The 26,926-nt window shown below is 36.5% G+C and carries 22 protein-coding genes, 1 tRNA gene and 1 pseudogene; 19 read left to right on the top strand and 5 right to left on the bottom strand.

What is annotated here, in order from left to right; all coding sequences use genetic code 11:
* Positions 1-102 precede the first annotated feature (102 nt).
* The 5 genes and pseudogenes from KBJ98_RS08975 to KBJ98_RS08995 all read left to right on the top strand — a co-directional run bounded on the left by KBJ98_RS08975 (position 103) and on the right by KBJ98_RS08995 (position 4,597).
* Positions 103-543, top strand: coding sequence for a KTSC domain-containing protein (locus KBJ98_RS08975; protein WP_210789734.1), 441 nt, complete (start codon positions 103-105; stop codon positions 541-543).
* A 215-nt stretch (positions 544-758) separates the two neighbouring features.
* Positions 759-1,523: a DUF4369 domain-containing protein gene (locus tag KBJ98_RS08980; protein WP_210789737.1), complete on the top strand. Its 765-nt coding sequence runs from the start codon at positions 759-761 to the stop codon at positions 1,521-1,523.
* A gap of 18 nt (positions 1,524-1,541) precedes the next feature.
* A pseudogene (locus KBJ98_RS08985) lies at positions 1,542-1,928 on the top strand (TlpA family protein disulfide reductase); the annotation flags it as partial.
* A gap of 173 nt (positions 1,929-2,101) precedes the next feature.
* Positions 2,102-2,182, top strand: a tRNA-Tyr gene (locus tag KBJ98_RS08990).
* Positions 2,183-2,443: 261 nt separating this feature from the next.
* Positions 2,444-4,597, top strand: a complete 2,154-nt coding sequence (locus KBJ98_RS08995; protein WP_210789740.1) for a S9 family peptidase — start codon at positions 2,444-2,446, stop codon at positions 4,595-4,597.
* 78 nt (positions 4,598-4,675) lie between these two features.
* Here KBJ98_RS08995 and KBJ98_RS09000 read toward each other — a convergent pair whose 3' ends face one another.
* Positions 4,676-5,719: an NAD(P)-dependent alcohol dehydrogenase gene (locus KBJ98_RS09000; RefSeq protein WP_210789743.1), complete on the bottom strand. Its 1,044-nt coding sequence runs from the start codon at positions 5,717-5,719 to the stop codon at positions 4,676-4,678.
* Between the two features lie 216 nt (positions 5,720-5,935).
* Here KBJ98_RS09000 and KBJ98_RS09005 point away from each other — a divergent pair, with 216 nt between their 5' ends.
* Positions 5,936-6,505, top strand: coding sequence for a pentapeptide repeat-containing protein (locus KBJ98_RS09005; protein ID WP_210789746.1), 570 nt, complete (start codon positions 5,936-5,938; stop codon positions 6,503-6,505).
* 114 nt (positions 6,506-6,619) lie between these two features.
* Here KBJ98_RS09005 and miaE read toward each other — a convergent pair whose 3' ends face one another.
* Both miaE and glyA read right to left on the bottom strand, forming a co-directional pair.
* Complete coding sequence (miaE, locus tag KBJ98_RS09010; RefSeq protein ID WP_210789748.1) at positions 6,620-7,213, bottom strand: tRNA-(ms[2]io[6]A)-hydroxylase; 594 nt, start codon at positions 7,211-7,213, stop codon at positions 6,620-6,622.
* Between the two features lie 121 nt (positions 7,214-7,334).
* Positions 7,335-8,609, bottom strand: a complete 1,275-nt coding sequence (glyA, locus tag KBJ98_RS09015) for a serine hydroxymethyltransferase (protein WP_210789751.1) — start codon at positions 8,607-8,609, stop codon at positions 7,335-7,337.
* A gap of 108 nt (positions 8,610-8,717) precedes the next feature.
* Here glyA and fahA point away from each other — a divergent pair, with 108 nt between their 5' ends.
* The 12 genes from fahA to KBJ98_RS09075 all read left to right on the top strand — a co-directional run bounded on the left by fahA (position 8,718) and on the right by KBJ98_RS09075 (position 22,924).
* Entirely contained in the window at positions 8,718-10,001 is a 1,284-nt protein-coding gene (gene fahA / locus KBJ98_RS09020; RefSeq protein WP_210789754.1) for a fumarylacetoacetase, read from the top strand.
* 145 nt (positions 10,002-10,146) lie between these two features.
* Positions 10,147-11,331, top strand: coding sequence for a hypothetical protein (locus tag KBJ98_RS09025; protein WP_210789758.1), 1,185 nt, complete (start codon positions 10,147-10,149; stop codon positions 11,329-11,331).
* Between the two features lie 464 nt (positions 11,332-11,795).
* Positions 11,796-12,419: a GNAT family N-acetyltransferase gene (locus KBJ98_RS09030; protein WP_210789760.1), complete on the top strand. Its 624-nt coding sequence runs from the start codon at positions 11,796-11,798 to the stop codon at positions 12,417-12,419.
* A gap of 102 nt (positions 12,420-12,521) precedes the next feature.
* The gene (locus tag KBJ98_RS09035; protein WP_210789763.1) at positions 12,522-13,724 is read left to right on the top strand and encodes an argininosuccinate synthase; all 1,203 of its coding nucleotides are present in this window, start codon (positions 12,522-12,524) and stop codon (positions 13,722-13,724) included.
* 193 nt (positions 13,725-13,917) lie between these two features.
* Positions 13,918-14,895, top strand: a complete 978-nt coding sequence (argC, locus tag KBJ98_RS09040) for an N-acetyl-gamma-glutamyl-phosphate reductase (RefSeq protein WP_210789767.1) — start codon at positions 13,918-13,920, stop codon at positions 14,893-14,895.
* A gap of 87 nt (positions 14,896-14,982) precedes the next feature.
* Positions 14,983-16,128: an aspartate aminotransferase family protein gene (locus KBJ98_RS09045; protein ID WP_210789770.1), complete on the top strand. Its 1,146-nt coding sequence runs from the start codon at positions 14,983-14,985 to the stop codon at positions 16,126-16,128.
* 91 nt (positions 16,129-16,219) lie between these two features.
* A complete protein-coding gene (locus tag KBJ98_RS09050; RefSeq protein WP_210789773.1) occupies positions 16,220-17,161 on the top strand; it encodes an N-acetylornithine carbamoyltransferase in 942 nt (313 codons plus the stop codon).
* A gap of 75 nt (positions 17,162-17,236) precedes the next feature.
* The gene (argB, locus tag KBJ98_RS09055) at positions 17,237-18,022 is read left to right on the top strand and encodes an acetylglutamate kinase (RefSeq protein ID WP_210789776.1); all 786 of its coding nucleotides are present in this window, start codon (positions 17,237-17,239) and stop codon (positions 18,020-18,022) included.
* A gap of 78 nt (positions 18,023-18,100) precedes the next feature.
* Positions 18,101-19,171, top strand: a complete 1,071-nt coding sequence (locus KBJ98_RS09060) for a M20 family metallo-hydrolase (RefSeq protein ID WP_210789779.1) — start codon at positions 18,101-18,103, stop codon at positions 19,169-19,171.
* Between the two features lie 191 nt (positions 19,172-19,362).
* Positions 19,363-20,643, top strand: coding sequence for an argininosuccinate lyase (gene argH, locus KBJ98_RS09065; RefSeq protein WP_210789781.1), 1,281 nt, complete (start codon positions 19,363-19,365; stop codon positions 20,641-20,643).
* Positions 20,644-20,775: 132 nt separating this feature from the next.
* Complete coding sequence (locus tag KBJ98_RS09070) at positions 20,776-21,777, top strand: DUF2157 domain-containing protein (protein ID WP_225899101.1); 1,002 nt, start codon at positions 20,776-20,778, stop codon at positions 21,775-21,777.
* The gene (locus KBJ98_RS09075; protein WP_210789784.1) at positions 21,761-22,924 is read left to right on the top strand and encodes a hypothetical protein; all 1,164 of its coding nucleotides are present in this window, start codon (positions 21,761-21,763) and stop codon (positions 22,922-22,924) included. Before KBJ98_RS09070 ends, KBJ98_RS09075 begins: the two co-directional genes overlap by 17 nt.
* Positions 22,925-23,048: 124 nt before the next feature.
* Here the strand turns inward: KBJ98_RS09075 and KBJ98_RS09080 are convergent, their stop codons facing one another.
* Both KBJ98_RS09080 and ytxJ read right to left on the bottom strand, forming a co-directional pair.
* Positions 23,049-23,726 (bottom strand): hypothetical protein, encoded by a 678-nt coding sequence (locus tag KBJ98_RS09080; protein ID WP_210789787.1) that lies wholly within the window; start codon positions 23,724-23,726, stop codon positions 23,049-23,051.
* A gap of 41 nt (positions 23,727-23,767) precedes the next feature.
* Complete coding sequence (ytxJ, locus tag KBJ98_RS09085; RefSeq protein WP_210789789.1) at positions 23,768-24,157, bottom strand: bacillithiol system redox-active protein YtxJ; 390 nt, start codon at positions 24,155-24,157, stop codon at positions 23,768-23,770.
* Between the two features lie 144 nt (positions 24,158-24,301).
* Here ytxJ and clpB point away from each other — a divergent pair, with 144 nt between their 5' ends.
* On the top strand, positions 24,302-26,905 hold the full coding sequence (clpB, locus tag KBJ98_RS09090) for an ATP-dependent chaperone ClpB (RefSeq protein WP_210789792.1): 2,604 nt from the start codon (positions 24,302-24,304) through the stop codon (positions 26,903-26,905).
* Positions 26,906-26,926 lie beyond the last annotated feature (21 nt).

The following is a 26,926-nucleotide window of genomic DNA, read 5'->3' on the forward strand; positions in this document are numbered from 1 at the left end:
ACAAACGTCAAAAATAAAAAAAAGTGTACCTTTGCAAAAAATTGTCGATTTTGAAATCAAGACCTATTCATTTCATCTTAAAAGACAAGTAGTTACATATTTATGAAAAAAATAGTTGAATACCGCAAATTGCTTAATGTAGACAAAACTGCAGAGCTGAAAGATTTAAAAACCATTTATCGCAACGCGATGAAAGAAGCACATCCTGATAAGTTTCAAGGTGACGAAGCTGGATTGAAAGCAGCAGAAGAAAACAGTAAGAAGATTATTGAAGCTTACCATTTCCTTGTTAGTATCAACCCAGAAACTATCAAAGCTAATTTACCTGAGTATACTGAAACTATTTCTACTTCAACTATTACAGATTACAAATTTGTTGACGGTAGATTAATCATTAATTTCTCTAACGGTAGTGTTTACGAATACATTAGCGTACCTAAAGCAACTTATGTAAAAATGGTAAATGCTGACTCACCAGGTCGTTTTGCTAAAAGACACATTTTAAATGCTTATACTTGGAGAAAAACAACAAACCAAGACTAAGGTTTACATATCAATATATAAAAGGCATTCTTGTTTCAAATAAGAATGCTTTTTTTTTGGTTATAAATTGTGATTTCTAAAGCATACAATTTGATAATTTGACTTTTAGATACAGAATAAATAGTGAATTATAACAAAAAATTAGGTTGAAAAATTATTTTTATTTTACAATTTTTAAATACTTTTGCAACCATAACTCAATTAACTAATTAATAATGAAAAAAATAATTTTATTACTTTCAGCAGCTCTTGTTTTTATTTCATGTAGTAAAGTAGGAAAAGATGAGTACTTAATTACTGGAACTGCAAAAGGAATTGACAATGGCAAAACAATCATTTTAGAAACTCAAGATGTTACTGGAATGATGTTGGCAAAAGATACTGTAAAAGTTGAAAACGGTAAGTTTGAAATGAAAGGTAACATTACAGAACCTGCTTTTTATACACTTCAATTAGAAGGTGCACAAGCAAAAATTCCTTTTATTCTTGAAAATGCTGAAGTTGTAGTTGAAATTAACAAAGATAGCATCCAAAAATCAAAAGTTTCAGGAACGTATAACAATGACGAATACATGACTTTTAACGAAGAAATCACAAAAGTGCAAAAACCACTAATGGATTTCCAAACTAAAAACATGGCTGCAATGCAAGCAGCACAACAAAAAAATGATCAAACTGTCATTAACCAATTGATGGGTGAATTTGCAAAGATTCAAGAAGACGTAACTGCAAAATCAAAAGCAAAATACAACTCTTATGCTGAATCACACCCAAAATCATTCATTTCTGCTTTAATCGTGCAAGGTATGTTGAATGACCCTAGTATGGATGTAGCTAAAGCTGAAAAAATGTACAATGGTTTAGACGAATCATTGAAAAAAACAAAACCAGGTTTAGCTATCAAAACTAAATTGGCTGAAATGAAAGCTCCTGCTGCTGTTGGTGCAACTCCTGCTCCTGCTGCACCAGCTGCTAACTGAAGAGCAGATTTTTCAGCACCTAATCCCGAAGGGAAAGTAATTTCCTTAAAAGAAAGCTTAGGAAAAGTAACTATCGTTGATTTTTGGGCGTCATGGTGCGGACCATGCCGAAGAGAGAATCCTAATGTAGTTGCACTTTACAAAGAACTCCATAGTAAAGGATTAAATATTGTTGGTGTTTCTTTAGATAAAGATGCTAAAGCATGGAAAGAAGCCATTGCAAAAGACAATTTAACTTGGACACACGTTTCCAACTTAAAATTTTGGGATGAGCCAATAGCTGCACAGTACAAAGTACAATCGATACCAGCTACTTTTATACTAGATGCCTCTGGTAAAGTAGTTGCTAAAGATCTTCGAGGCGATGCACTACGTGCAAAAGTTATCGAATTATTAAAGAAATAACGCTTGAAAAAGCAACATTTAAAAAAATCTCCTTCTTGGAGATTTTTTTATTTTATTCACTACCAATACGTTAAAAAAAAGTACAAAATTAAGTTCATTTTTTGTTTGGAAACATCAAAACAGTTCCTATATTTGCACCCGGTTAGCAAAACAAGTACACTTGTTTAAGTCTTGGGGAGATACTCAAGCGGCCAACGAGGGCAGACTGTAAATCTGCTGTGAAAACTTCGCAGGTTCGAATCCTGCTCTCCCCACTAAAGCGTTTCAAATTTCTGAAGCGCTTTTTTTATTCCCAAAATTTACATTACCTATTTAAAAATTATTGTTTATTCAAAACGATAGCACAACACTCCATTTTATGACTTAATAAGATTTTAGACATTTCCATAAGAATAGAAGCAACATAGTTTAAAGTCCAATTACATTCCAATTAGAATTTTGAATCCTGACAAAGAATAATTAACTTAGGTCTTTTAAAAGCAGCTTCGACAAGCCGATTAACAAACAAAAAAACTATGAAAAAAATTCTAATCCTTTTACTGTTCATTCCCATTCATTTTGCAAGTGCGCAAAATGACAGTGATCGAATTGAACTAACCGATCTCTTAAAAATAAAAAACGTAAACAGTATCACTAGTTCTCCAGATGGAAAAAAAGCGGCCTTTACAGTAACTTCCATTGAAAACGACGAAAACAGTTCGTTAGACTACACTTATCGCACTCAAATTTACACTTGGACAAAAGATGCTAAAAATACTTTAAAGCAACTTACATCGGATAAAAATGGCGCATCTAGACCAGCATGGAGTCCTGATGGTAAAAAGCTAGCTTTTACGAGGTTTGTAAAAGATAAAACTCAAATTTTTGTCCTTGATATGGATGGCGGTGAGGCGACTCAGCTTACTAATTTTAAATATGGAGCCAATAACCCAAAATGGTCGCCTGATGGTAACAAAATACTGTTTTCAGCTAGCATTTCGCTTCAGGAACTTTTGAAAGACTCCATTTTAAATCCTAAGAAAACAGTTCCAAGTTGGAATACAGAAAAGCCTGGTTTTACATCAAATGATTATTTAGCCAATACTAAAATCAAAGCCAATCCGAACGGTTCATTGGCAGAAGTAAGAGCCTATTTGAACCAAAATGCTACCGATAAAAAAGCCATTGTTTTAAACAAGTTAAACTTTCAAAGCGAAAGTAATTTATCGTCTGAAATTAACTTTAATCACTTTTTTGAGACCGATGCAAAAATCAACAGCACACCAAAAGCCATTACCACCGGATTCTATAGCTTTTCATCAGCAGATTATATTACAAGTGGAACTCAAATCCTTTTGTCTGGCGATGTAGACAATATCGAAAACCCTGACCGTTCCCAAGAAAGTGAAATATTCACGGTAGCCACAGACGGTAGAAATTTCAAAATGATTTTAGGCGAGAACGGTAAACGCTACAGCAATGCGTCTGTTAGTACTTCTGGAAAATGGATTGCATTTTTATCAGGAGCAACTTCATTCGTAAGCATACCAACTTTATCAATTATGCCATTGAACGGCGGGCCAGAATCAATTCAGACGATTCTGTTTGACCGCAACATCTCTAATCTAAAATGGAGCAAAGACGACAAATTCCTTTATTTTACATCGCAAATGAACGGTGGGAATGTTTTACACCGAATTGCGCTATCATCTAAAAAAATTGAGGCTTTATCAGCAGCAGATCAAGGAATCTCTAGTTATGATTTAGTTGCAGATGGTTTTCTTTACAGCAAGACTCAAGTAAGCAATCCATCAGAGTTGTATACAGCTGACTCCAATTTCAAGAAAGAAAACAAAGTAAGCACCTTCAACAATTGGGTTTTAGCCAAAAAACTATCTTATCCGGAAAAGAAAAGTTTTGTAAACGAGTTAGGACTAACCGTTGAATATTGGGTAATGAAACCAACTCAAACCACAAGTGGTGAAAAAGCGCCTTTGTTACTAGAAATTCATGGCGGACCATCTGCTATGTGGGGACCGGGTGAGGAAAGTATGTGGCATGAATACCAATATTTTTGTAGCAAAGGATATGGCGTAGTATACAGCAATCCGCGTGGATCTGGAGGTTACGGTCTTGATTTTTTAAGAGCTAATGTTAATGATTGGGGCAAAGGACCCGCAAGTGATGTTTTAACCGCTCTCGACAAAACAGTTGCCGAGGGTTGGGCAGATCAATCTAATTTATTCATCACCGGTGGTTCTTACGCAGGATATTTAACCGCATGGATTATTAGTCATGACAACCGATTTAAAGCGGCTTGTGCTCAAAGAGGTGTGTACGATTTGAATACATTTTTTGGAGAAGGAAATGCATGGCGATTGGTTCCAAATTATTTTGGAGGATATCCTTGGGAACCAAAAGTTAAAGAAATACTAGCTCGCGAATCGCCAATTAACTACGTTCAAAACATTACAACGCCTTTTATTATTTTTCATGGAGCCAACGATCGCAGAACAGGATTTGTTCAAGCCGAAATGATGTTTAGAAGTTTAAAAGTTTTAGAACGTCCAGTAGAATTTGTGGTTCATCCTGGAGCTACACATGAAATTACTCGAAATGGAGATAACAGACAACGCATGGATCAAATGTTGAGAACTTACGAGTTTTTTCAGCGTTTTTTGACCAAGTAATAAAATCTCCTAAAATGAAAAAAATCGCTACCAACAATTTGCTTGTAGCGATTTTTTATTTGAATGCAGCTCTTTTTTTTACAAAGTAGCCATATCGATTACAAAACGATAACGAACATCCCCTTTTTCCATACGGTTGTAGGCCTCGTGAATGTTTTTGATATCGATCATTTCAATTTCTGAGACAATACCGTGTTCTGCGCAGTAATCTAACATTTCTTGTGTTTCTGGCAATCCTCCAATTAACGATCCGGCTAAACTACGTCGGCCACCAATCAAACTAAAAGCATGCACTTGATAAGGCGTAGGTGGCACTCCAACACAAATATGAACTCCGTTTACGCGTAACAATGACAAATACAAATTTAGATCATGTGGCGCAGAAACCGTATCTAAAATAAAGTCAAAAGTCCCCGCTACACTTGCTAATTGCGCTTCATCTGATGTTACCACAAAATTGTGAGCTCCTAATTTTTTAGCATCTGCCTCTTTACTTGCAGAAGTACTTAATACCGTAACTTCAGCACCAAAAGAAACTCCAAATTTAACAGCCATATGTCCTAATCCGCCTAAACCTAAAACAGCTAATTTATGCCCCTTTCCTACTTTCCAGTGACGCAACGGAGAATAGGTTGTAATTCCGGCACACAATAATGGTGCAACAGCCGCTAAGTCAAGTTTATCCGAAATATGCAATACAAAATCTTCATGCACTACAATAGTATCCGAATAACCTCCGTAAGTAGGCGTCACTCCATCTTGACCCAAAGCATTGTAAGTATCTGTGCGTCCTTTTAAACAATATTGCTCTAAACCTTCTTTACAATTGTCGCAACTTCTGCAAGAATCAACCAAACATCCCGTACCAGCAATATCTCCTACTTTAAACTTGGTAACATGACTTCCTACTTGTACCACCTTACCTACTATTTCGTGACCAGGAACCATTGGGTAAATTGAACCTCCCCAATCGTCTTTTATTTGATGTAAATCACTGTGACAGACTCCACAAAACTGAATATCAAATTGTACATCATGCGGCCCTAATGTTCTTCTTTCAAAATTCCAAGGAGCTAAATCTGAAGTAGCACTTTGAGCTGCGTAACCTTTTGATGGTATCATATTTTTTCATTTTTAATTAAGTTTTAAATTTACACATAAAGCAGCAGTAAAAACTGTTTTTTAACGTTTTTTAAGAATCGTTCATCATGTAAAAAATTCGAACAACTGCCAATCAAGAATTTAGAAACAAAGGCGAGAGCCTTACTCCTATTTTAAATTGATAAGGTTTTTTTGAGTAATTTTAGCCAGTAAAATATAAATAAGTAATACTTCCACATGGCTCAATACAAGGTAGAACAAATTTTTCTAGACACAATATTTAGTGAAACAGCATTGAACTTTCAAGAGTTCGAATCGTGCACTTTTACGAATTGTATTTTTTCTGCTTGTAGTTTTATCGATGTTACTTTCATTGACTGTACTTTTACTAATTGTACTTTTAACAAGGCAAAAATCAATCATGTCGCACTGCGAACAGTAACTTTTGAGTCTTGTAAAATTGTAGAAGTCAATTTTGCTATGTGCGATCGGCTGATTTTTGAAATTACTTTCAAAAATTGCATTTTAGATTTCTCACAGTTTTACGATTTAAATTTGAAAGAAACCGTCTTAACCAATTGCAGTTGTGTAGCTGTCGATTTTATGAAAGCCAATTTGACTGCTGCCATTTTTGAAAAATGCGACTTGTACCGAGCTGAATTTGCGCAAGCTAACCTTAGCAAAGCAAACTTTGCAAGTAGTTTTAACTTTGCCATCAATCCTAAAAAAACTAAAATTACCAAAGCAGTATTTAGTAACGCTAACGTAAAAGGATTGTTACAACATCATGATATTGTAGTGCAATAAAAAACCAAATAAAATCAGTTTAAGTGCAGGAATAATGCTAAACTGATTGTATTTGGTTCTTAAAAATTATAAGCTGTAAAAATAATGCTTATTAGGGCATCATAAAAAAACTTATTATCCGTGGATAGTTTGACCTGTACCGTAATTAGCAATTACAGATTCTTCAAAAGCCAGCCATTCTCTCCAGCGTTTTTCAACATCAATTCCTTTTCCATACTTGCGTGCATAAGTAATAAAAGTGGTGTAATGACCTGCTTCGCTTTCCATTAATTCTCTGTAAAACAAAGCCAATTCTTCATCTTGAATATTTTCAGAAAGTACTTTGAATCGTTCGCAACTTCTAGCTTCAATCATTGCCGAAAAAAGTAAACGTTCTACCAAACCGGAAACGCGACTACCATCTATACTTTTTTTCATGTACATATATAGCTCATTCACATAATCGTCTTTGCGCTCGCGACCAAGTGTCAAGCCTCTTTTGATGATAATGTTGTGTACTTGTTCAAAATGATCTAACTCCTCTTTGGCTAAAGCCAATAAATCCTTAACCAAATCCTGATGCTCTGAGTTGTTGGTAATGATTGTAATGGCGTTGGTGGCGGCTTTTTGTTCGCACCAAGCATGATCTGTTAGGATTTCCTCTATATTTTTTTCTACAATATTTACCCATCTTGGGTCAGTAGGCAATTGCAATCGTAATACTCCCATTTTTTTAGTCTTAAAGTTAGAAAGTCATAAAGTCAAAAGTCGAAAGCCAAAAGTAAGACAGAATATTAAATTCTATACAAAGACTTTCGACTTTCGACTTTAAAACCTTGTGACGTATTTATTAGTATACGAAAATAGCTCTCTCGCTCATCATTTCGTTTACTTCATTTGCTACCTGTTCGATAACATCTTCGTTCGTGTGATCAACTAAAACTCTGTCGATTAAATCAACAATTGTTTCCATATCCGCCTCAACCAAACCACGAGTGGTAATTGCAGCTGTACCCACACGAATTCCAGAAGTTACAAATGGTGATTTATCATCAAAAGGAACCATGTTTTTATTTACTGTAATTTCAGCTTTAACCAATGCGTTTTCAGCTTCTTTACCAGAAATGTTTTTGTTTCGTAAATCGATCAACATCATGTGATTATCAGTTCCGCCTGAAATAATTTTATATCCTCTTTTTACAAAAGCTTCTGCCATGGCAGTCGCATTTTTTTGCAATTGTAAAGCATAAGTAAAAAACTCATCTTGCAAAGCTTCACCAAATGATACTGCTTTCGCAGCAATAATGTGCATTAAAGGTCCACCTTGATTTCCAGGAAAAACGGCTAAGTCAAGTAATGAAGACATCATTCTGATTTCTCCTTTTGGAGTAGTTAACCCAAACGGGTTTTCAAAATCTTTGCCCATCAAAATCAAACCTCCACGCGGACCACGTAATGTTTTGTGCGTAGTTGTAGTTACAATATGACAATGCGGGATTGGATCACTCAACAATCCTTTAGCAATAAGTCCCGCTGGATGTGAGATATCTGCTAACAAAATAGCACCAACGCTATCAGCAATTTCTCTAAAACGAGCAAAATCCATGTCACGTGAGTAAGCCGAAGCTCCTGCGATGATTAATTTTGGTTGCTCTTTGGTAGCTATTTCTTGTATTTTATCATAATCTAAACGTCCTGTTTCTGGATCAACTCCGTAAAAAGAAGGAGAATATAAACGACCAGAAAAATTAACTGGTGATCCGTGAGTTAAATGTCCACCGTGCGACAAATCAAAACCTAAAATCTTGTCACCTGGTTTTAAACAAGCATGAAAAACAGCAGTATTGGCTTGAGAACCAGAGTGTGGCTGCACGTTTGCGTAAGCAGCACCAAACAATTCCTTTGCTCTATCTATTGCAATTTGTTCTACCACATCTACTACTTCGCAACCTCCGTAGTATCTTTTTCCTGGGTATCCTTCAGCATATTTGTTGGTTAATACAGATCCTGCTGCTTCAAGCACTTCGTCACTTACAAAGTTTTCTGATGCAATAAGTTCTAATCCGTGAATTTGTCTTTCTTGTTCTTCAAGAATAAGGTCAAAAATTTGTTCGTCGCGTTGCATTTTTTTGATTTTCGTTAATTTGATGCAAAAATACAAAAAAACGTTTGCTTAGTACTTAGATTATAATATATTTGATGAGTAATTTTTTAACAAAACAATTAACAAAATATGCCAATAACAGCTAACGATACGAATAGAAAATCATGGCTTGAAGTACCTTCAAACAGCGATTTCCCTATTCAAAATATACCTTTCGGAGTTTTCCTTACCAAAGAGAACATCGTAACAGTGGGAACTAGAATTGGCGATTACGCCATTGATTTGGGTGCTTTACAACAATTGAACTATTTTGAAGGTATAGAATTGACCGATGATATGTTCATGCAAGATACATTGAACGATTTTATTTCGGACGGTAAAAAAACATGGCGTTTAGTGCGTAACCGAATTGCAGACATTTTTGATGTTAACAATCCAAAATTGCAAAACAATCCCAAAGACAGAGATATTGTTATTTTTGATATCAAAGATGTCGAAATGCAATTACCAGTTCTTATTGGTGATTATACTGATTTTTATTCTAGTAAAGAGCACGCTACCAATGTAGGAAAGATGTTCCGCGATCCAGAAAATGCTTTGCTACCAAACTGGTTACACATTCCCGTAGGTTATCACGGAAGAAGTTCTTCAATTGTGCCATCTGGAATTCCGGTACACCGACCAATGGGACAAACTTTACCTAACGGAGAAACCACTCCGGTATTTGGTTCTTCACGCTCTGTTGATTTTGAATTAGAAACCGCTTTTATCACCACTGATGTTAACATCATGGGCGAAAATATTCCAGTTACTGAGACCGAAGATTATATTTTTGGAATGGTTTTACTAAATGACTGGAGCGCGCGTGACATTCAAAAATGGGAATACGTGCCACTTGGACCATTTTTAGCGAAGAATTTCGCATCTTCTATTTCACCGTGGATTGTAACTATGGATGCTCTAGAGCCTTTTAGAACAAAAGGTCCAAAACAAGAGCCTACACCATTGCCATATTTACAGCAAAAAGGAAAGCACTCTTTTGATATTAATTTAGAAGTAGCAATACAACCAGAAAACGCTGAAGCAACGGTAGTATCTCGCTCTAATTTTAAATACTTATATTGGAGTATGTGCCAGCAATTGGCTCATCATACTAGCAACGGTTGCCGTGTAAATTCAGGTGACATGATGGGATCTGGAACCATTTCAGGACCAACTCCAGACAGTTTTGGATCGATGCTAGAACTTACTTGGGGAGGTAAAAATCCATTAAAAATGAGCGACGGAACTGAACGTAAATTTATTAACGATAACGACACTGTTATCATGAAAGGTTTCTGTCAAAACGGACAAGTTCGCATTGGTTTTGGTGAAGTTTCAAGTAAATTATTACCGCCTTTTGTACGTCAATAAAAAATCATCAAACTAAAAAATCAAACCTAACAATTAACTTATTTTTGTTAGGTTTTTTTTTGGCATTATATTTGAATTTTTCAAAATAGAAACAACCTAATTATCAATCAAAACAATAATCAATTACGAACTCAATCATTCGCTTATGAAAAAAATTACGCTCCTAATCGCTTTTATCGTTCTTGCCTCAGCTTGCGGAGTCAAACAAACACAAAACGCATTGAGTTCAGGCAATTATGATCAAGCTATAGAAAATGCCGTATCGAACTTACGCAGTAGCAAAGATAAAAAAGGCAAACAAGATTACGTTTACATGCTTGAAGAGGCATTTGCCAAAGCAAAAGAACGCGATTTAAACACCATTAATTTGCTAGTCAAAGAAGCTAATCCTGCGCAGTTAGAAAAAATTTACAACATTTACCTGCAATTGAATCAACGTCAAGAGTTAATTAAACCCATTTTACCATTGAAACTGCTCAAAGAAGGACGCAATGCAATATTTCCTTTAGACAATTACAATGACAAATTAGTTGAGAGTAAAAATGCGCTCTCTGCTTATTTATTTGGAAATGCTAAAAAGCTAATGGGAACGACTGATAAAATGAAGTACCGTGCAGCTTATGATGATTTGCAGTATTTGAACAAAATCAATCCCAATTACAAAAATACGATTGATTTAATTGACGAATGCCTAGCAAAAGGCGCTGACTATGTGCATGTTTATACCAAAAACGAAACCAACATGATCATTCCGGTTCGTTTGCAAAATGATTTACTCGATTTTAGTACTTTAGGATTGAACGACAGATGGACAGTATATCATAGCAACAAGGTTAGAAATTTAACTTACGATTATGGCATGTTGATCAATTTTAGACAAATCAATATTTCACCAGAACAAATCAAAGAACGTGAATTTGTAAAAGAGCGAGTTGTTAAAGATGGCGTAAAAAAACTCATTGATGCAAACGGGAAAGAAGTCCTAGACGAAAAAGGAAAACCAGTTATGGTAGACAATTTAGTTACGGTTAATGCACGTATTTACGAGTTCAAACAATTCAAAGCTTGCCAAGTCACAGCTAAAATTGACTATATCAACTTACGATCGAACCAACTTTTACAATCTTTCCCATTGGCGAGTGAGTATGTTTTCGAGAATATTTATGCTACGTACAAAGGCGATCGTCGTGCTTCTGACGACAATTATTTCTCCTATTTTGATCGCAGAGCAGTGCCTTTTCCAAGCAGCGAACAGATGGTTTATGATTCTGGCGAGGACTTAAAAGCGAAATTAAAAGACATTATTACAAGAAATCGCTTTCGAAATTAAAATATAAAACAAAAATTTTTTACATTACAACTCCTTGATAAACAATAATCAAGGAGTTTTTTTTATTCCAAAAATCAAACATACCATTAAAAATTTGTTAGATTTTTTAAAAATAGGTTTCACTTTTAAAAATAAGTGTACTTTTGCAGCAATGAATCAGACAAGTTTACATACTACATTGTCACGGACAAACACACCTACTACTTCGCCCGAAGTACGGACGCTATCTGTATAGTCTCCACGTTGTTCGTTTAGTATTCATATTTCATTTTTCTCGTTTTGATTTTATCGCTCAAACCTATTGGATATTCGCATCCAATACCAACTCATAATTTATTTACAAACTATTCAAATACAATAAGTTACACTTATTTATTGGCAATAACCCTTATTCTTAGGTATTATTTCATTGATACCAATCCAATTTTTTATTCCTTTTCTAACTCTAAAATTCAGCTTTTGAAATGAATATTTCTATTGTAACCGCTCAGGAAGAACACTATAAATATGCGCAAGAAATTTGCGATACCATCGAACTTTCAGCCTTGCTGAGAGGCACTGGTATTGCCAAAAGAACGCCTGAGTACATCCAGAAAAAAATGGAAACCAAAGATGCTGTAATTGCTCTTGAAAACGGCAATTTTGCAGGATTTTGCTATATCGAAAGCTGGCAACACGGCCAATTTGTAGCGCATTCTGGTTTAATTGTGCACCCAGATTATCGCAATCATGGTTTGGCCAAAAAAATCAAAACTTTTGTATTTACGTATTCTCAACAAAAATATCCAGGCGCCAAAGTATTTGGAATTACAACGGGATTGGCGGTGATGAAAATCAATTCAGACTTAGGTTACAAACCAGTACCTTTTTCAGAATTGACCAATGATCCTACTTTTTGGGCAGGCTGTAAAACCTGTACTAATTTTGAAATTTTAAAAAGTAAAGAATACAAAATGTGCCTTTGTACAGGAATGTTGTATGATCCTGCAGAGAAACCGAAGATTCCACCAAAACACGATTTTAATGTCCGGATTTGGAACCGTTTAAAGAAAATAAAGCAAGCCCTCTTTTTACCAAAAATTTTTTAAAAGGTTCACTATTAAAAAATTAAAAGTATGCTGTAAAATTAAAACAGCATCTAGAAAAAACAGACATTAAGCGGCAATAGCCCAACAAAAAATAAAACACAAATGGAAAATAAAAAAGTAGTTTTAGCCTACAGCGGCGGATTAGATACCTCATATTGTTTAAAATATCTAAAAAACGAAAAAGGCTTTGAAGTACACACCGTACTAATCAACACAGGAGGTTTTGATGAGGCCGAATTACAAGCTATCGAAGCAAGAGCCTATGAATTAGGAAGTGCCAAACACGCCAATCTTACCATTTTAGATAAATATTACAACAAAGCCATCAAATATCTTATTTATGGTAACGTCTTAAAAAACAATACGTACCCACTTTCTGTAAGTGCTGAACGTGTTTTTCAAGCTATTGAAGCCATCAAATACGCCAAATCTGTGGGAGCTACCGCAATTGCACATGGAAGTACTGGTGCCGGAAATGACCAAATTCGTTTCGACCTAATCTTTCAAACCATTGCTCCTGAGATTGAAATCATCACTCCTATTCGTGACTTAAAACTTTCGCGTCAAGAAGAGGTTGATTATTTAGCCAAAAACGGCGTGCACTATTCTTGGGAAAAGGCCCAATATTCTATCAACAAAGGACTTTGGGGAACAAGCGTAGGTGGAAAAGAAACCCTTACCTCGGGAAAACCTTTGCCTAATGAGGCTTATCCCTCGCAGTTAATCAAAGAAGGGCACGAAAAAGTAACATTGGAGTTTCAAAAAGGTGAACTCGTTGCTGTAAACGGCATTTCAGACAAACCATCAAACAACATCGTCACTCTCGAAAAAATTGCCAGCGCGTACGCCATCGGCCGTGACATCCACGTAGGCGACACCATTATTGGTATCAAAGGTCGTGTTGGTTTCGAGGCTGCGGCTCCTATGATCATCATCAAAGCGCACCACTTGCTCGAAAAGCACACTTTGGGCAAATGGCAGCAATACTGGAAAGAACAACTAGGCAATTGGTACGGCATGCTTTTTCATGAAGGTCAATTTCTTGATCCCGTAATGCGAAACATCGAAACTTTTCTTGAAGACACCCAAAAAACTGTCAACGGAATTGTGACCGTGACCTTGCAACCCTATCATTTTTCGCTTGACGGCATCGAATCGGAAAACGATTTAATGAACACTGGTTTTGGTCAATACGGCGAAATGAACAATGCGTGGACCGCTGATGATGCCAAAGGATTCATCAAAATATTAGGTAATGCGCAAAATATCTTTTCATCGGTAAACCAATTGACATACGAGGATTAAGCTGCTATTCTTTTGGGCGTGACCCTTCGTAAAAACTGCGGGTCGGGTCATCCGCTTTATCTTTTGCTCGGCAAAAAGCCTCACAAAAGGATACCGCTGCTACCCCTCACGCACACGCGCAGGAATACAACAATACATTTACATCGCTACAAGAATCAAATAGGCAACAATGCCAAGGACAAAAAATAGAATTATGATAACAATTGGAATTATAGGAGGATCAGGCTATACAGCTGGCGAACTCATTCGTATTTTACTATACCATCCGTACGCTACTATCGATTTTGTTTACAGCACCACAAATGCAGGCAAACCAATTTCAGTAGCGCACCATGATTTATTAGGCGATACTGATTTGCATTTTACCAATGTCATAAATCCAAACGTCAACGTAGTTTTTTTATGCCTCGGACATGGCAAGTCAAAAGCTTTTCTTGAAGGCAATCAATTTGCAAATCATACCAAAATAATCGATTTAGGTAATGATTTTAGATTGCACGATGATCAAAAATTTCAAAACAAAAACTTTGTTTACGGACTACCTGAATTGCAAAAAAGCAAAATTAAAACTGCCAATTACATTGCAAATCCAGGTTGTTTTGCTACCGCAATTCAACTTGCCTTATTGCCTTTGGCGCAAGCCAATCAAATTACAACCGAAGTGCATATTAACGCCACAACGGGAAGCACAGGCGCTGGTGTAAGTCCATCAGAAACAAGTCATTTCAGCTGGAGAAACAACAACATGTCGCACTACAAAGCTTTTGAACATCAACATCTTGCAGAAATCAATCAAAGTATAGCTTCATTACAAGAAAATTTCAGTCAAGAGCTTCTTTTTATTCCCAATCGCGGAGATTTTCCACGCGGAATATTTGCAACGTTGTACACCCATTGCACTAAAAGTTTAGAAGAAATAGTAGCACAATACGAAGCCTTTTATAAAGAACACCCATTTGTTACCATCACCACAACCAACATCAACATGAAGCAAGTGGTACAAACCAACAAATGCATTATCAGTTTAATGAAAAAGGGCGACCGACTATTAATCACCTCTATTATTGACAATCTTGTAAAAGGAGCCTCAGGACAAGCCATTCAAAATATGAATTTAATGTTTGGCCTTAATGAAACAACTGGTTTACAATTAAAACCATCAGGATTCTAAAAAAATCATAAGATTGATGGATTTAAAATTTTATACAAAACTAAATTTTTGAATTCTTAAATCTTTAAATCTTTAAATTTAAACAAAATGAACTTATTCGACGTTTACCCATTATATCCAATTACTCCCGTAAAAGCCTTAGATTGCATCATCACTGACGACAAAGGAATTGAATATTTAGATTTATATTCTGGCCACGGAGTGATTTCTATTGGCCACAGCCAACCAGAATATGTTGCCAAAGTTAGCGCACAGCTTGCTCAATTGAGTTTTTATTCAAATGCCATTCAAAATCCACTACAAGTTGAATTAGCTGAAAAACTCGGTCAAATGTCTGGCTATACGGATTACAGCCTATTTTTATGCAGCTCTGGTGCCGAAGCAAACGAGAACGCTTTAAAAATGGCTTCTTTTCATACGCAAAAGTCTAGAATTATTTCGTTTGACAACGCTTTTCACGGACGCACATCAGCAGCCGTAGCTACTACCGATAACAAAAAAATTGTAGCACCAATTAATGCGCAACAAGTGGTTACTTTTTTACCACTCAACCAAATCGAACTTGTTGAAGCCGAATTAGCCAAAGGCGATGTTGCAGGCGTAATTATCGAGCCAATTCAGGGAGTTGGTGGACTTGACCAAGGAACCACGGCCTTTTTTCAAGCCTTAGAAAAAGCTTGCAAAGCACATGATGTGGTTTTAATTTTAGATGAAGTACAATCAGGTTTTGGACGTAGCGGTAAATTTTTCGCACATCAGTTTCATGGTATTCAACCTGATATCATTTGCATGGCAAAAGGTATGGGCAACGGTTTTCCTATTGGCGGAATTTTAATAGCACCACATTTTAAAGCGAGCTATGGTTTGCTTGGGACTACTTTTGGAGGCAGTCATTTGGCTTGTGCAGCTAGTATTGCCGTTTTAGACATCATCGAAAAGCAGCATTTAATGCAAAATGCGCAAAAAGTCGAAGCTTACTTTATGGAAGCCATCAAGGTTATTCCAGAAATCATCAAAGTAAAAGGACGCGGCTTAATGCTTGGTGTAGAGTTCGATTTTGATGTAAACGACTTGAGAAAGAAAATGATCATCGAAAAACACATTTTCACCGGAGGATCAAGCAATAAAAACATATTGCGCATTTTACCACCTCTTACAATTACAACTGCTGCAATAGATACTTTTATCAAAGCGCTTAAAGAATCATTAGTAGAATTAAAACAATTAGGATAAATTGATTACGTATATTACTTAAAGTAAACAATTACCTTAAATCAATACATTGCACAACAAATCGATTTTAAAAAATTAAATCAATTGTACCATGAATTACACTTCAATTAAAGACATAGATAATTTGGACCAATGGGTTCAACAAGCCATAAAAATCAAGAAAAAGCCTTTAAAGAATAAAAAACTAGGAAAAAATAAAACCTTAGTAATGTTGTTTTTTAACCCAAGCCTTCGTACCCGTTTGAGTACGCAAAAAGCAGCCTTAAACCTTGGCATGAATGTTATGGTGATGAACTTTGGCAGCGAAGGTTGGACACTTGAGTACGAAGATGGCGCTATAATGAATTCTGGTTCGTCAGAGCATATCAAAGAAGCCGCAGCCGTGGTTTCACAATACTGTGATATTATTGCTGTACGTGCATTTGCGGGATTGCAAGACAAAGAAAAAGACAATGCCGAAACAGTAATGTCGGGCTTTTTAAAATACGCTACAGTTCCTGTTGTCAATATGGAAGGTGCTACTGGTCATCCGCTACAAGCTTTGGCCGATGCCATCACGATTGCCGAGTACAAAACAAAAGCTCGACCCAAAGTAGTACTCACTTGGGCACCACATCCTAAAGCTTTGCCTCAAGCCGTAGCCAATTCTTTTGTAGAAATGATGCAGTTACAAGATGCCGAGTTTGTAATCACTCATCCGAAAGGCTATGAGCTTAATCCCGAAATCACAAAAGATTCGCACATTGAATACGATCAAGACAAAGCATTTGAAAATGCTGATTTTATTTACGCCAAAAACTGGAGCAATTACAACGAATACGGTCAAATTACAAATTCAGACCCAAATTGGACAGTTACGGCCGAAAAAATGAAACTGACCAACAACGCTAAATTCATGCATTGTTTGCCAGTACGTAGAAATGTAATTGTCACTGATGAAGTACTTGACGGTCCCAATTCTGTTGTAATTGAACAAGCCAATAATAGAACCTATTCTGCGCAATTGGTCTTGCAAAAAATATTAAAAAAATAAGGCATTGAGATGCAAAGTTCTAAGGCCATAAGTCCTCAGACGGTTTGTATCTCATCGCCTCAGAACCTTTTTTAAATGGAAAATAAAAAACCGATCACGATAATAAAAATTGGTGGCAATGTCATTGACAATCCAACCGAATTAGCGCTGTTTTTAAACGATTTCGCAAACATGGAAGGGTTTAAATTACTAGTTCACGGTGGCGGAAAATCAGCTACTAAAATGGCTGAGAGCATTGGCTTAACTCCTGTTTTAATTGATGGACGACGTATCACTGATGCCGCAATGCTTGATGTTGCCGTAATGATTTATGCAGGCCAAATCAATAAAAACATTGTGGCACAGTTGCAAGCCAACCAAATCAACGCAATGGGATTTACCGGTGCTGATGGGAATTTGATCCAATCACAAAAAAGAAATCACCCCACTATTGATTACGGCTTTGTCGGCGATGTCACCCATGTAAATTCGAGTTTGCTACAAATACTAGTAAATACCGGAATTGTACCTGTTTTTTGCGCCATAACGCATGATAAGCAAGGGCAATTACTTAATACGAATGCTGATACTATTGCTAGTGAATTGGCTATTGCACTTTCATCTCATTTTGAGGTAACTTTAAATTACTGTTTTGAAAAAGCAGGCGTTCTATCTGATAGCAATGATGATAATTCGGTAATCGAACATCTAAACGCAAGCTTGTATGCCAACTTAAAACAAAAAGGCGCCATACATTCAGGCATGATTCCAAAACTTGATAATTGTTTCAATAGCTTAAAACAAGGTGTACAAAGCATCAAAATTGGCCAACGCCAAATGTTACAAAACAACAAAACCATTTGTACCACTATTAACTTATAAACCACCAAGGAACTGTACTATTTACAATTTATTGAAACCTTTTACCGTTCCTAACCCATATTTGTGGCAACCCAACTTATGAAAAACACAGCACAACTTACACAAGAGGCCATCAGTTTGCTCAAAGCACTCATCGCAACACCTTCTTTTTCCAGTGAAGAGCAGCAAACCGCATTATTGATTGAAAATTGGTTTCGCACCAATGCCATTCCTTTTGAGCGCGAAAACAATAATATTTGGGCCTACAATCGCTTTTTTGATGCATCAAAACCAACCTTACTGCTCAATTCACATCATGATACGGTAAAACCCAATCAAGGTTACACCCTCGATCCATTTGAGCCAATCGAACAAGAGGGCAAGCTTTTTGGCTTAGGTAGCAATGATGCTGGAGGTTGCTTGGTATCGTTATTGGCTACTTTTACACATTTTTTCCCACTTGAAAATTTACCATACAATTTAGTAATGGTAGCTTCGGCAGAAGAAGAAAGCAGCGGGAAAAATGGTTTAAACAGCGTTTTGCAACACTTACCTGAGCTAGACTGCGCCATTGTGGGCGAGCCAACTTTGATGCAACTAGCCGTTGCCGAAAAAGGATTATTAGTGCTTGATGTAGTCGTTAAAGGTACCGCGAGCCATGCCGCACATCACAATCCGGATAACGCGATTTACAACGCCATTCCGGTTATCGAGTGGTTTAACAGTTTTCAATTCGATAAAGTTTCAGAAGTTCTTGGGCCGGTTAAAATGACGGTAACGCAAATCAATGCAGGCAAACAACACAACGTAGTTCCCGCCGAATGCCATTTGGTGGTCGATATTCGAGTAAATGATTGCTACAGCAATGAAGAGATTTTACAAACCATAGCAGCACATCTTACAGCGCAAGTTACCCCAAGATCCATGCACCTCAACGCCTCGTCTATTTCTTTAAATCACGGGCTAGTTCAGGCAGGAGTTGCGCTAGGCCGAACAACATATGGCTCTCCTACCCTTTCTGATCAGTCGGTTTTGAGTTGCCAATCTTTAAAACTTGGTCCTGGCGATACACTGCGGTCACACTCTGCTAACGAATTTATATACCTCAACGAAATCGAAAAAGGAATTCAATTGTACATTCAAATCCTAAGCGATTTTTTTAGGAGCTAATCCTGCTATCCTTTGCAATCTTTCTTGGCGAACCCCGCCATAAAAGGATTTTCACTTTAAACGGAGTTCACTGAACTCCTCTGAAAATAGAAATCAAGTGAAGTAATCAGGGCTACAAACAACACAAATAAAAACCTATTTTACCTTTTCAACCACAAAATCGAAACGGTAAATATGAAACAAAAACGAATATGAAACTTTGGGAAAAAGGAATACCTACCGACAAACAAATAGAACATTTTACCGTTGGCAACGACCGAGAATTAGACTTAGTACTTGCTAAATACGATGCACTGGGCTCAATTGCACATGCCAAAATGTTAGGCTCCATTGGCTTATTAAGCAACGAAGAAACGCACTCTTTGGTCGAAGCCTTGGAACAAATCATAAAAGATGTGGAAGCTGGCCAATTCGAAATTGAAGATAGTTTTGAAGATGTGCATTCAAAAATTGAATACCTACTAACCGAAAAACTCGGCGATGCTGGTAAAAAAATACACACCGCTCGTTCTCGTAACGATCAAGTTCTTGTAGACGTGAATTTGTACCTTAAAGATGTCGTAACCGATTTTAAAACTCAAGTAAAAGCATTATTCGATTTGTTGATGGATTTGGCTAAGCAGCATCAAAACGTGCTGCTGCCGGGTTATACGCATTTGCAGATCGCCATGCCTTCCTCGTTCGGGATGTGGTTTTCAGCATACGCAGAAACTTTAATTGACGATGTAAGCATGCTCAATGCTGCACTTGCAATTGTCGACCAAAATCCGCTTGGCTCCGCAGCCGGTTATGGCAGTTCATTCCCCATCAATCGAAGTTTTACTACTACCGAATTGGGTTTTAAAACTCTAAAATTCAACTCGGTAGCTGCACAAATGAGCCGAGGAAAATCAGAAAAAAGCGTTGCTTTTGCTATGAGCAGTGTAGCAGCAACTTTGGCAAAATTCTCAATGGACGTATGCTTGTACATGAGTCAGAATTTTGATTTTATTGGTTTACCTGCTCATTTAACCACCGGTTCGAGCATTATGCCTCATAAAAAAAACCCCGATGTTTTTGAATTAATTCGTGGAAAATGCAACAAAATTCAAGCTTTGCCTTATGAAATTACGCTAATAACCAACAATTTACCAAGTGGTTACCACCGTGATTTACAACTTTTAAAAGAAGGCCTGTTTCCGGCCATTCAAAACTTAAAAGCTTGTTTGGATATCGCTTTATTTTCAATCAAAGACATTCAAGTTAAGGAACACATCCTGAACGATAAAAAATACGATTATTTGTTTACTGTAGATACCTTAAATGAAATGGTAGTAGCTGGAATGCCTTTTAGAGATGCCTACAAAGCCGTAGCAGAACAATTGGAAAACGGCAGCTACCAATCGCCTCAAGCTACGCAACACACTCACGAAGGCAGTATCAACAACCTCTGCCTAGATGAAATAAAGCATAAAATGAACAACACATTTTAAAAATGCAACTACTGCAACAACTACAACTACTTTTAAAAATCCATTCGCTCTGAATGGATTTTTTTTTACAATTGTCCGAAAGATTTCATTAGCAATTAATGTTTATATTTGAAATACAAAAAGTCAATTTCAATGATGCATAACCACCAAGAACAACTTACTCAGGAACTTTTTGATCGAAAACTTATCGACAAATCACAGTTCGATGCAGTTCAAGACTACCGAAAATTGAAGATATTTTCATTGCACAACGAACTAAAATTGTTGCTTTATGGATCAGTATTGGCAATAAGTAGCGGTATCGGAATACTAATTTACCAAAACATTGATTCCATTGGCCACACGATACTTTTAGCATTAATTTTAATGGCGACTATTGGTTGTTTTTACTTTTGCAATAAGAATGCAAAAGGTTTTCACAAGCAGGAAGTTTCCTTTGACAATCCGATTTTGGACTATCTCCTTTTAGCGGCTCAGTTGTTAACTTGTGTGTTTTTTGGCTATTTGCAATACCAATATAAAGTTTTTGGCACTTTTAACAACTTAGCCACATTGGTGCCAACCGCAATTGGTTTTTATTGCGCATACTATTTCGATAACAAGAGTATTTTATCGCTTTCTATTACCGGACTTGCTGCTGCAGTTGGACTAACTGTAAGTCCACAGGCTTTACTAAATAACGAAACCATCGCCACCGATTTTCTTTGTTACACCTCAATTATACTTGGATTTGCATTAATAGTTTGGTCGCAATACAGCAAACGAATCGGTTTAAAAACCCATTTTACATTTTTGTACCTCACTTTCGCACTGCACCTTATTGCATTGGCTTGTCTTTCGCAGCTTGTTGAAACATATTGGCCTATTTTTACCATTATACTTGGTTCAACTTGTTATTTGTTTTACAAATTTAGTTATCAGGAAAAAGCAGTTTCGCTTTTTGTCTTTACTTGTCTTTATGGCTATATCGGCTGCAACATTCTACTAGGAAGACTGCTTTCGCTTATTGATCTTGGTGAATTAGTAAGCCTATTTTTTATGATAATTCCAGGCTATTTTATAGGTTCCATTGTTTTGTTCATAAAAGTAATTAAAGACTTCAATAAAAAAATTGCACATGATAGTACACGATAAAACACTACTACAAAATAAATACCTGCGCGAAGAAGCCAAAGCATTACAGGATGCCGGCTTCATTTCTGAAGAGCATTACAGCAACATTAAAAAAGATTTAGCCGATTTTAAAAGTAACCAAAATTGGTTTTTACGAGTTGCATTTTTACTACTTGGGAGTTTTTTATATTCATCGATATGTGGATTTATTGCACTATCAATTCTTCAAGTTACAGGTGAGCATTTTGAAGTTCTCTTTTTTGTATTTGCTTTAATTGGTCTTGCAGGAACTGAATTTTTTGCACGACAAAACTATTTCGGTCATGGCTTAGATGATGCTTTTATCATCGGATTTCAAATATGCTTGGCAGCTACCATCGGAATTTATACCTCGGGAAACGAATTTTTGATAGCCATTGTAGTAACAACATCAGCCGCATTCTGTTATTTGCGTTATTTACACCGTAGCATGTTGCTGTTAGCTTGTGTTGCCGCAACGGCAAGTATTTTTTACGGAATCCTTAACCTTGGTACTGAAATTGCAATAATACTACCATTTGTAAGCATGGTGTTTGCATTGCTCCTTTTTTTACTTTGGAACAAAAAGCTACAGCATACTTCAACGTTTTATAAATTTGATTTAAATTTAATTCGTTATTACAGCTACCTGTTGTTTTATCTTTCGGGGAATTATTTGGTAGTTCGTGAACTTTCGGTAGTTTTACTGCAGCAAGCCATCAATCATGGTCAAGATATACCTTTTGCATGGTTTTTCTATATTTTTACTTTTATTATACCTGTTGGTTATATCTATCAAGCATTACAACAAAAAAATAAAATTATACTTTGGCTTGGTTTTGCAGCATTGGCATTTTCAATTTATAGTATACGGTTTTACTACGCTTTACTGCCATTGGAATTAGCACTAACTTTTGGCGGGTTATTTTTATTTGGAGTTACCTTGGTGTTGATCAAAAAATTACAAAATCAAACAACTGGAATTACCTTTAAACCTGACCGTTTTAGCAATTCTACTCCCTTTCAAGCGGCTGAAATTATAGTCTCCACACAAGTTGGTGGTACGCAATCCAATCAACAAACAACCGATTCACCGGTGGAATTTGGTGGCGGCGGCTACAGTGGCGGTGGCGCTTCAGGAGAATTTTGAGTACAATAGACTATCGTATATAAACTAATCTTGCTCAAGTGTACAACAGAAAAACCGCAATTTTACAAACTAGGCTTCAATCCTGATTTAGTAAAACTGCGGTTTTTTCGATATGTTTCTTAACCTAGAATTTTATATTTCCTGTCTTGAGATAAATCGTTGCATTTTTAATTGAGTTATCTATCGCACTATTAAGGGCTGACTCAAATGCAAAAAACACTACACTCCCACTTCCTTTTGACACGAAATCTAGGACTTTTTTCTTAGACTTGATATCGTAAATTTGAAAATGAGAATTTACAATACAACTCTCACTTTGTCCTCCACCCATCATTCCCATACCACCACCGGCCATTGGCATCATCATGCCTGGGTTGCCTTGGATGCTATTTGTTATTTCATACCTAACAATTCGTATCAAATAATCAGTTGTCGCATTTGTAAACAAGGAATCTACTTTTTTTTGTTGCTCCAGATTAAATATAAATGAATCATTTGAAACCAAATCTCTTGATTTTTCGGTTTTAATAGTACCAAAAACACTCTCATTTTTTAATGTAGTAACAAGTAGACTATCAAACTCCTTAATAAAATCTTCTTTTTCCTTGTACTTTTTACCAAAAGTTTTGGTAAACTCTTTCAATAAAACCTCATCACTACTAACTAGTAATGCTGTTTTATTTGTTCCAAAGGTAAATTCGGATTTATTGTATTCCTTAACTTCACTAATTCGAACCGTTGTACATGAGAATAATAAAGGAAAACTTATTAATCCTGTTAGTAGCCATTTGTTTAATTTCATCAACACTGTATATTTCAATTATTTATTTCAAAAGAAAGTATTTACAATTTAGTTTTCAATTCTCCAGCATCAATATCACTATGCGAAACATTGTAAACCGCTTTCCCTTCTTTGATCAAAATTAATTGTGGCGATTGATGAACAACTCCAAAACGAGCTGCAATTTCATTTGAAACCTCGCGAAAAGAAATTAAATCTAAAAAATAAGGTTGTACACTATCTGCAAAATCAAACTCACTTTCAAATTGTTTTAAAGCCATACGACTAATACTGCAACGTGTACTGTGTTTAAAAATCACAACCGCTTGTTCTTGTGACAAAGCCACTAATTCATCTAGCTGTGAAATTGTCTCTAAATTGTTCCACTGCATTTTTGATTGGGCTTGTTCTTGATTCTCAGAACTACCAAAAATATTCTTCAAAAAACTCATAATTGTCTGTTTTTAAGACATTTTGACATTTTAAAAAAGCAAAAAAAAGCTTAAATATGTCAATTTGTCGTATATTTACTAATGGAATATAAATTGAATATTCTCACGCAAAGTTACTTAATTCAACCTAAAAATACCGAAAAGATGAACTTAAATAAATTTACCATCAAATCGCAAGAAGCCATTCAACGCGCACAGCAGTTGGCGCAAGAATTGGGACAACAACAAATTGAAAACGAACACCTATTAAAAGCTATTTTTGAAGTAGACGAAAATGTAGCGCCCTTTATATTAAAAAAGCTGAACGTAAACCTTCCGTTATTTCAACAAATTCTCAATAGCAGTTTGCAGAATTTTCCCAAGGTTTCTGGAGGCGAAATCATGCTTTCCCGAATCGCAAACAACACCTTGAACGAAGCTGAAATCATCAGTAAAAAAATGAATGATGAATACGTTTCTATCGAACATTTGCTACTGGCTATTTTCGAATCGAAAGCCAAAGTCGCTCAAATTTTAAAAGATCAAGGCGTTACCTCAAAAGGACTAAAAGCTGCTATTGACGAACTCAGAAAAGGCGAAAGAGTAACTTCAGCATCAGCAGAAGAAACGTATAATTCCTTAAACAAATACGCAAAAAATCTCAACGAACTGGCACGCTCTGGAAAATTAGATCCTGTTATTGGTCGCGATGAAGAAATCAGAAGGGTATTGCAAATATTAACCAGAAGAACCAAAAATAATCCAATGTTGGTTGGTGAACCCGGAGTAGGAAAAACAGCTATTGCCGAAGGTTTGGCACATCGAATTGTGGATGGCGATGTACCTGAAAATTTAAAAGATAAATTGGTTTTCTCTCTTGACATGGGCGCCTTAATTGCTGGTGCCAAATACAAAGGTGAGTTTGAAGAACGCCTAAAATCGGTAGTGAAAGAAGTAACCGCTGCCAATGGTGACATTGTTCTTTTTATCGATGAGATTCACACACTCGTAGGTGCGGGCGGTGGCGAGGGCGCTATGGACGCGGCCAATATTTTGAAACCGGCCTTGGCACGTGGTGAATTACGCGCCATTGGTGCTACAACGCTTGATGAATATCAAAAATATTTTGAAAAAGACAAGGCACTTGAAAGACGTTTTCAAAAAATCATGATTGAAGAACCGGATACCGAAAGCGCCATTTCAATTTTACGAGGTATTAAAGAAAAATACGAAACGCACCATAAAGTTCAAATCAAAGACGAGGCAATTATTGCTGCTGTCGAATTATCACAGCGCTATATTACCAACCGTTTTCTTCCAGACAAAGCCATCGATTTGATGGACGAAGCAGCTTCAAAATTGCGCATGGAAATCAATTCGAAACCAGAAGAATTAGATGTTTTGGATCGTAAAATAATGCAACTGGAAATTGAAATCGAAGCTATCAAACGAGAAAAAGACGAAAACAAACTCAAAATTTTAGGCTTAGATTTAGCTAATTTGAAGGAAGAACGCAATGAGATTTTTGCCAAATGGAAATCAGAAAAAGATGTGGTTGATGGCATTCAAATAATTAAAACACAAATAGAAGACCTGAAATACGAGGCCGAAAGAGCGGAACGAGATGGTGATTATGGTAAGGTAGCCGAAATACGTTACGGAAAAATCAAAGAAGCGCAAGAGCAACTTGCTGCTTTGACAAAACAATTACAAGAAAATCAATCGGGCACCTCTTTGATAAAAGAAGAAGTAACCAAAGAAGATATTGCCGAAGTTGTTGCTAAATGGACAGGAATTCCGGTCATGAAAATGCTGCAAGGCGAACGCGAAAAACTATTAAAACTAGAAGATGAATTGCACCTGCGTGTTGTAGGTCAAGAAGAAGCGATTCAAGCCGTGAGCGATGCCGTTAGACGAAGTCGTGCAGGATTACAAGACATGAAAAAACCAGTAGGCACTTTTCTTTTCTTGGGAACAACTGGAGTTGGAAAAACCGAATTGGCCAAAGCCTTAGCGGAATACCTTTTTGATGATGAAAGCGCCATGACCAGAATAGATATGAGTGAATATCAGGAACGCCATAGTGTAAGTAGATTGGTAGGTGCGCCTCCCGGATATGTGGGTTACGACGAAGGCGGACAATTGACTGAGGCCGTACGCAGAAAACCTTATTCCGTAATATTACTCGATGAAATTGAAAAAGCACATCCAGATACTTTCAACATCTTGCTACAAGTTTTAGACGAAGGACGTTTAACGGATAACAAAGGACGTTTGGCCGATTTCAAAAACACGATTATCATTATGACTTCTAACATGGGAAGCCAAATCATTCAAGATAAATTTGAAAATTTAAAAGGAAGCGTTGAAGCCGCAACCGAAGCTGCCAAAGTAGAAGTTTTAGGATTATTAAAACAAACGGTTCGCCCAGAATTCATCAATCGTATTGACGAAATTGTAATGTTCACGCCACTATCTCATTCTAATATCGCTCAAATTGTAGGTTTACAATTAAAAAGTGTGGTGAAAATGTTGGCAGCTCAAGGAATCACGATAGATGCAACGCCCGAAGCAATTGATTACTTATCTAAAAAAGGATACGATCCGCAATTTGGCGCCAGACCGGTAAAAAGAGTGATCCAAAGAGAAGTACTCAATGAACTTTCAAAAGAGATACTTTCTGGAAAAATTACCACCGATAGCATTGTTCTAATCGATGCCTTTGATGGAAAATTAGTGTTCAGGAACCAAACGGAGTTGGTAAATTAATCACACACAATCAAATTACGT

This window comes from Flavobacterium erciyesense (assembly GCF_018069925.1).
Taxonomy (GTDB): Bacteria; Bacteroidota; Bacteroidia; order Flavobacteriales; family Flavobacteriaceae; genus Flavobacterium; species Flavobacterium erciyesense.

What these genes read in the sequence shown, in the direction of transcription:
- KBJ98_RS08975 (WP_210789734.1), top strand. Translation starts at nt 103, where the DNA reads ATGAAAAAAATAGTTGAATACCGCAAATTGCTTAATGTAGACAAAACT.
- KBJ98_RS08980 (WP_210789737.1), top strand. Translation starts at nt 759, where the DNA reads ATGAAAAAAATAATTTTATTACTTTCAGCAGCTCTTGTTTTTATTTCA.
- KBJ98_RS08995 (WP_210789740.1), top strand. Translation starts at nt 2,444, where the DNA reads ATGAAAAAAATTCTAATCCTTTTACTGTTCATTCCCATTCATTTTGCA.
- KBJ98_RS09000 (WP_210789743.1), bottom strand. Translation starts at nt 5,719, where the DNA reads ATGATACCATCAAAAGGTTACGCAGCTCAAAGTGCTACTTCAGATTTA.
- KBJ98_RS09005 (WP_210789746.1), top strand. Translation starts at nt 5,936, where the DNA reads ATGGCTCAATACAAGGTAGAACAAATTTTTCTAGACACAATATTTAGT.
- miaE (WP_210789748.1), bottom strand. Translation starts at nt 7,213, where the DNA reads ATGGGAGTATTACGATTGCAATTGCCTACTGACCCAAGATGGGTAAAT.
- glyA (WP_210789751.1), bottom strand. Translation starts at nt 8,609, where the DNA reads ATGCAACGCGACGAACAAATTTTTGACCTTATTCTTGAAGAACAAGAA.
- fahA (WP_210789754.1), top strand. Translation starts at nt 8,718, where the DNA reads ATGCCAATAACAGCTAACGATACGAATAGAAAATCATGGCTTGAAGTA.
- KBJ98_RS09025 (WP_210789758.1), top strand. Translation starts at nt 10,147, where the DNA reads ATGAAAAAAATTACGCTCCTAATCGCTTTTATCGTTCTTGCCTCAGCT.
- KBJ98_RS09030 (WP_210789760.1), top strand. Translation starts at nt 11,796, where the DNA reads ATGAATATTTCTATTGTAACCGCTCAGGAAGAACACTATAAATATGCG.
- KBJ98_RS09035 (WP_210789763.1), top strand. Translation starts at nt 12,522, where the DNA reads ATGGAAAATAAAAAAGTAGTTTTAGCCTACAGCGGCGGATTAGATACC.
- argC (WP_210789767.1), top strand. Translation starts at nt 13,918, where the DNA reads ATGATAACAATTGGAATTATAGGAGGATCAGGCTATACAGCTGGCGAA.
- KBJ98_RS09045 (WP_210789770.1), top strand. Translation starts at nt 14,983, where the DNA reads ATGAACTTATTCGACGTTTACCCATTATATCCAATTACTCCCGTAAAA.
- KBJ98_RS09050 (WP_210789773.1), top strand. Translation starts at nt 16,220, where the DNA reads ATGAATTACACTTCAATTAAAGACATAGATAATTTGGACCAATGGGTT.
- argB (WP_210789776.1), top strand. Translation starts at nt 17,237, where the DNA reads ATGGAAAATAAAAAACCGATCACGATAATAAAAATTGGTGGCAATGTC.
- KBJ98_RS09060 (WP_210789779.1), top strand. Translation starts at nt 18,101, where the DNA reads ATGAAAAACACAGCACAACTTACACAAGAGGCCATCAGTTTGCTCAAA.
- argH (WP_210789781.1), top strand. Translation starts at nt 19,363, where the DNA reads ATGAAACTTTGGGAAAAAGGAATACCTACCGACAAACAAATAGAACAT.
- KBJ98_RS09070 (WP_225899101.1), top strand. Translation starts at nt 20,776, where the DNA reads ATGATGCATAACCACCAAGAACAACTTACTCAGGAACTTTTTGATCGA.
- KBJ98_RS09075 (WP_210789784.1), top strand. Translation starts at nt 21,761, where the DNA reads ATGATAGTACACGATAAAACACTACTACAAAATAAATACCTGCGCGAA.
- KBJ98_RS09080 (WP_210789787.1), bottom strand. Translation starts at nt 23,726, where the DNA reads ATGAAATTAAACAAATGGCTACTAACAGGATTAATAAGTTTTCCTTTA.
- ytxJ (WP_210789789.1), bottom strand. Translation starts at nt 24,157, where the DNA reads ATGAGTTTTTTGAAGAATATTTTTGGTAGTTCTGAGAATCAAGAACAA.
- clpB (WP_210789792.1), top strand. Translation starts at nt 24,302, where the DNA reads ATGAACTTAAATAAATTTACCATCAAATCGCAAGAAGCCATTCAACGC.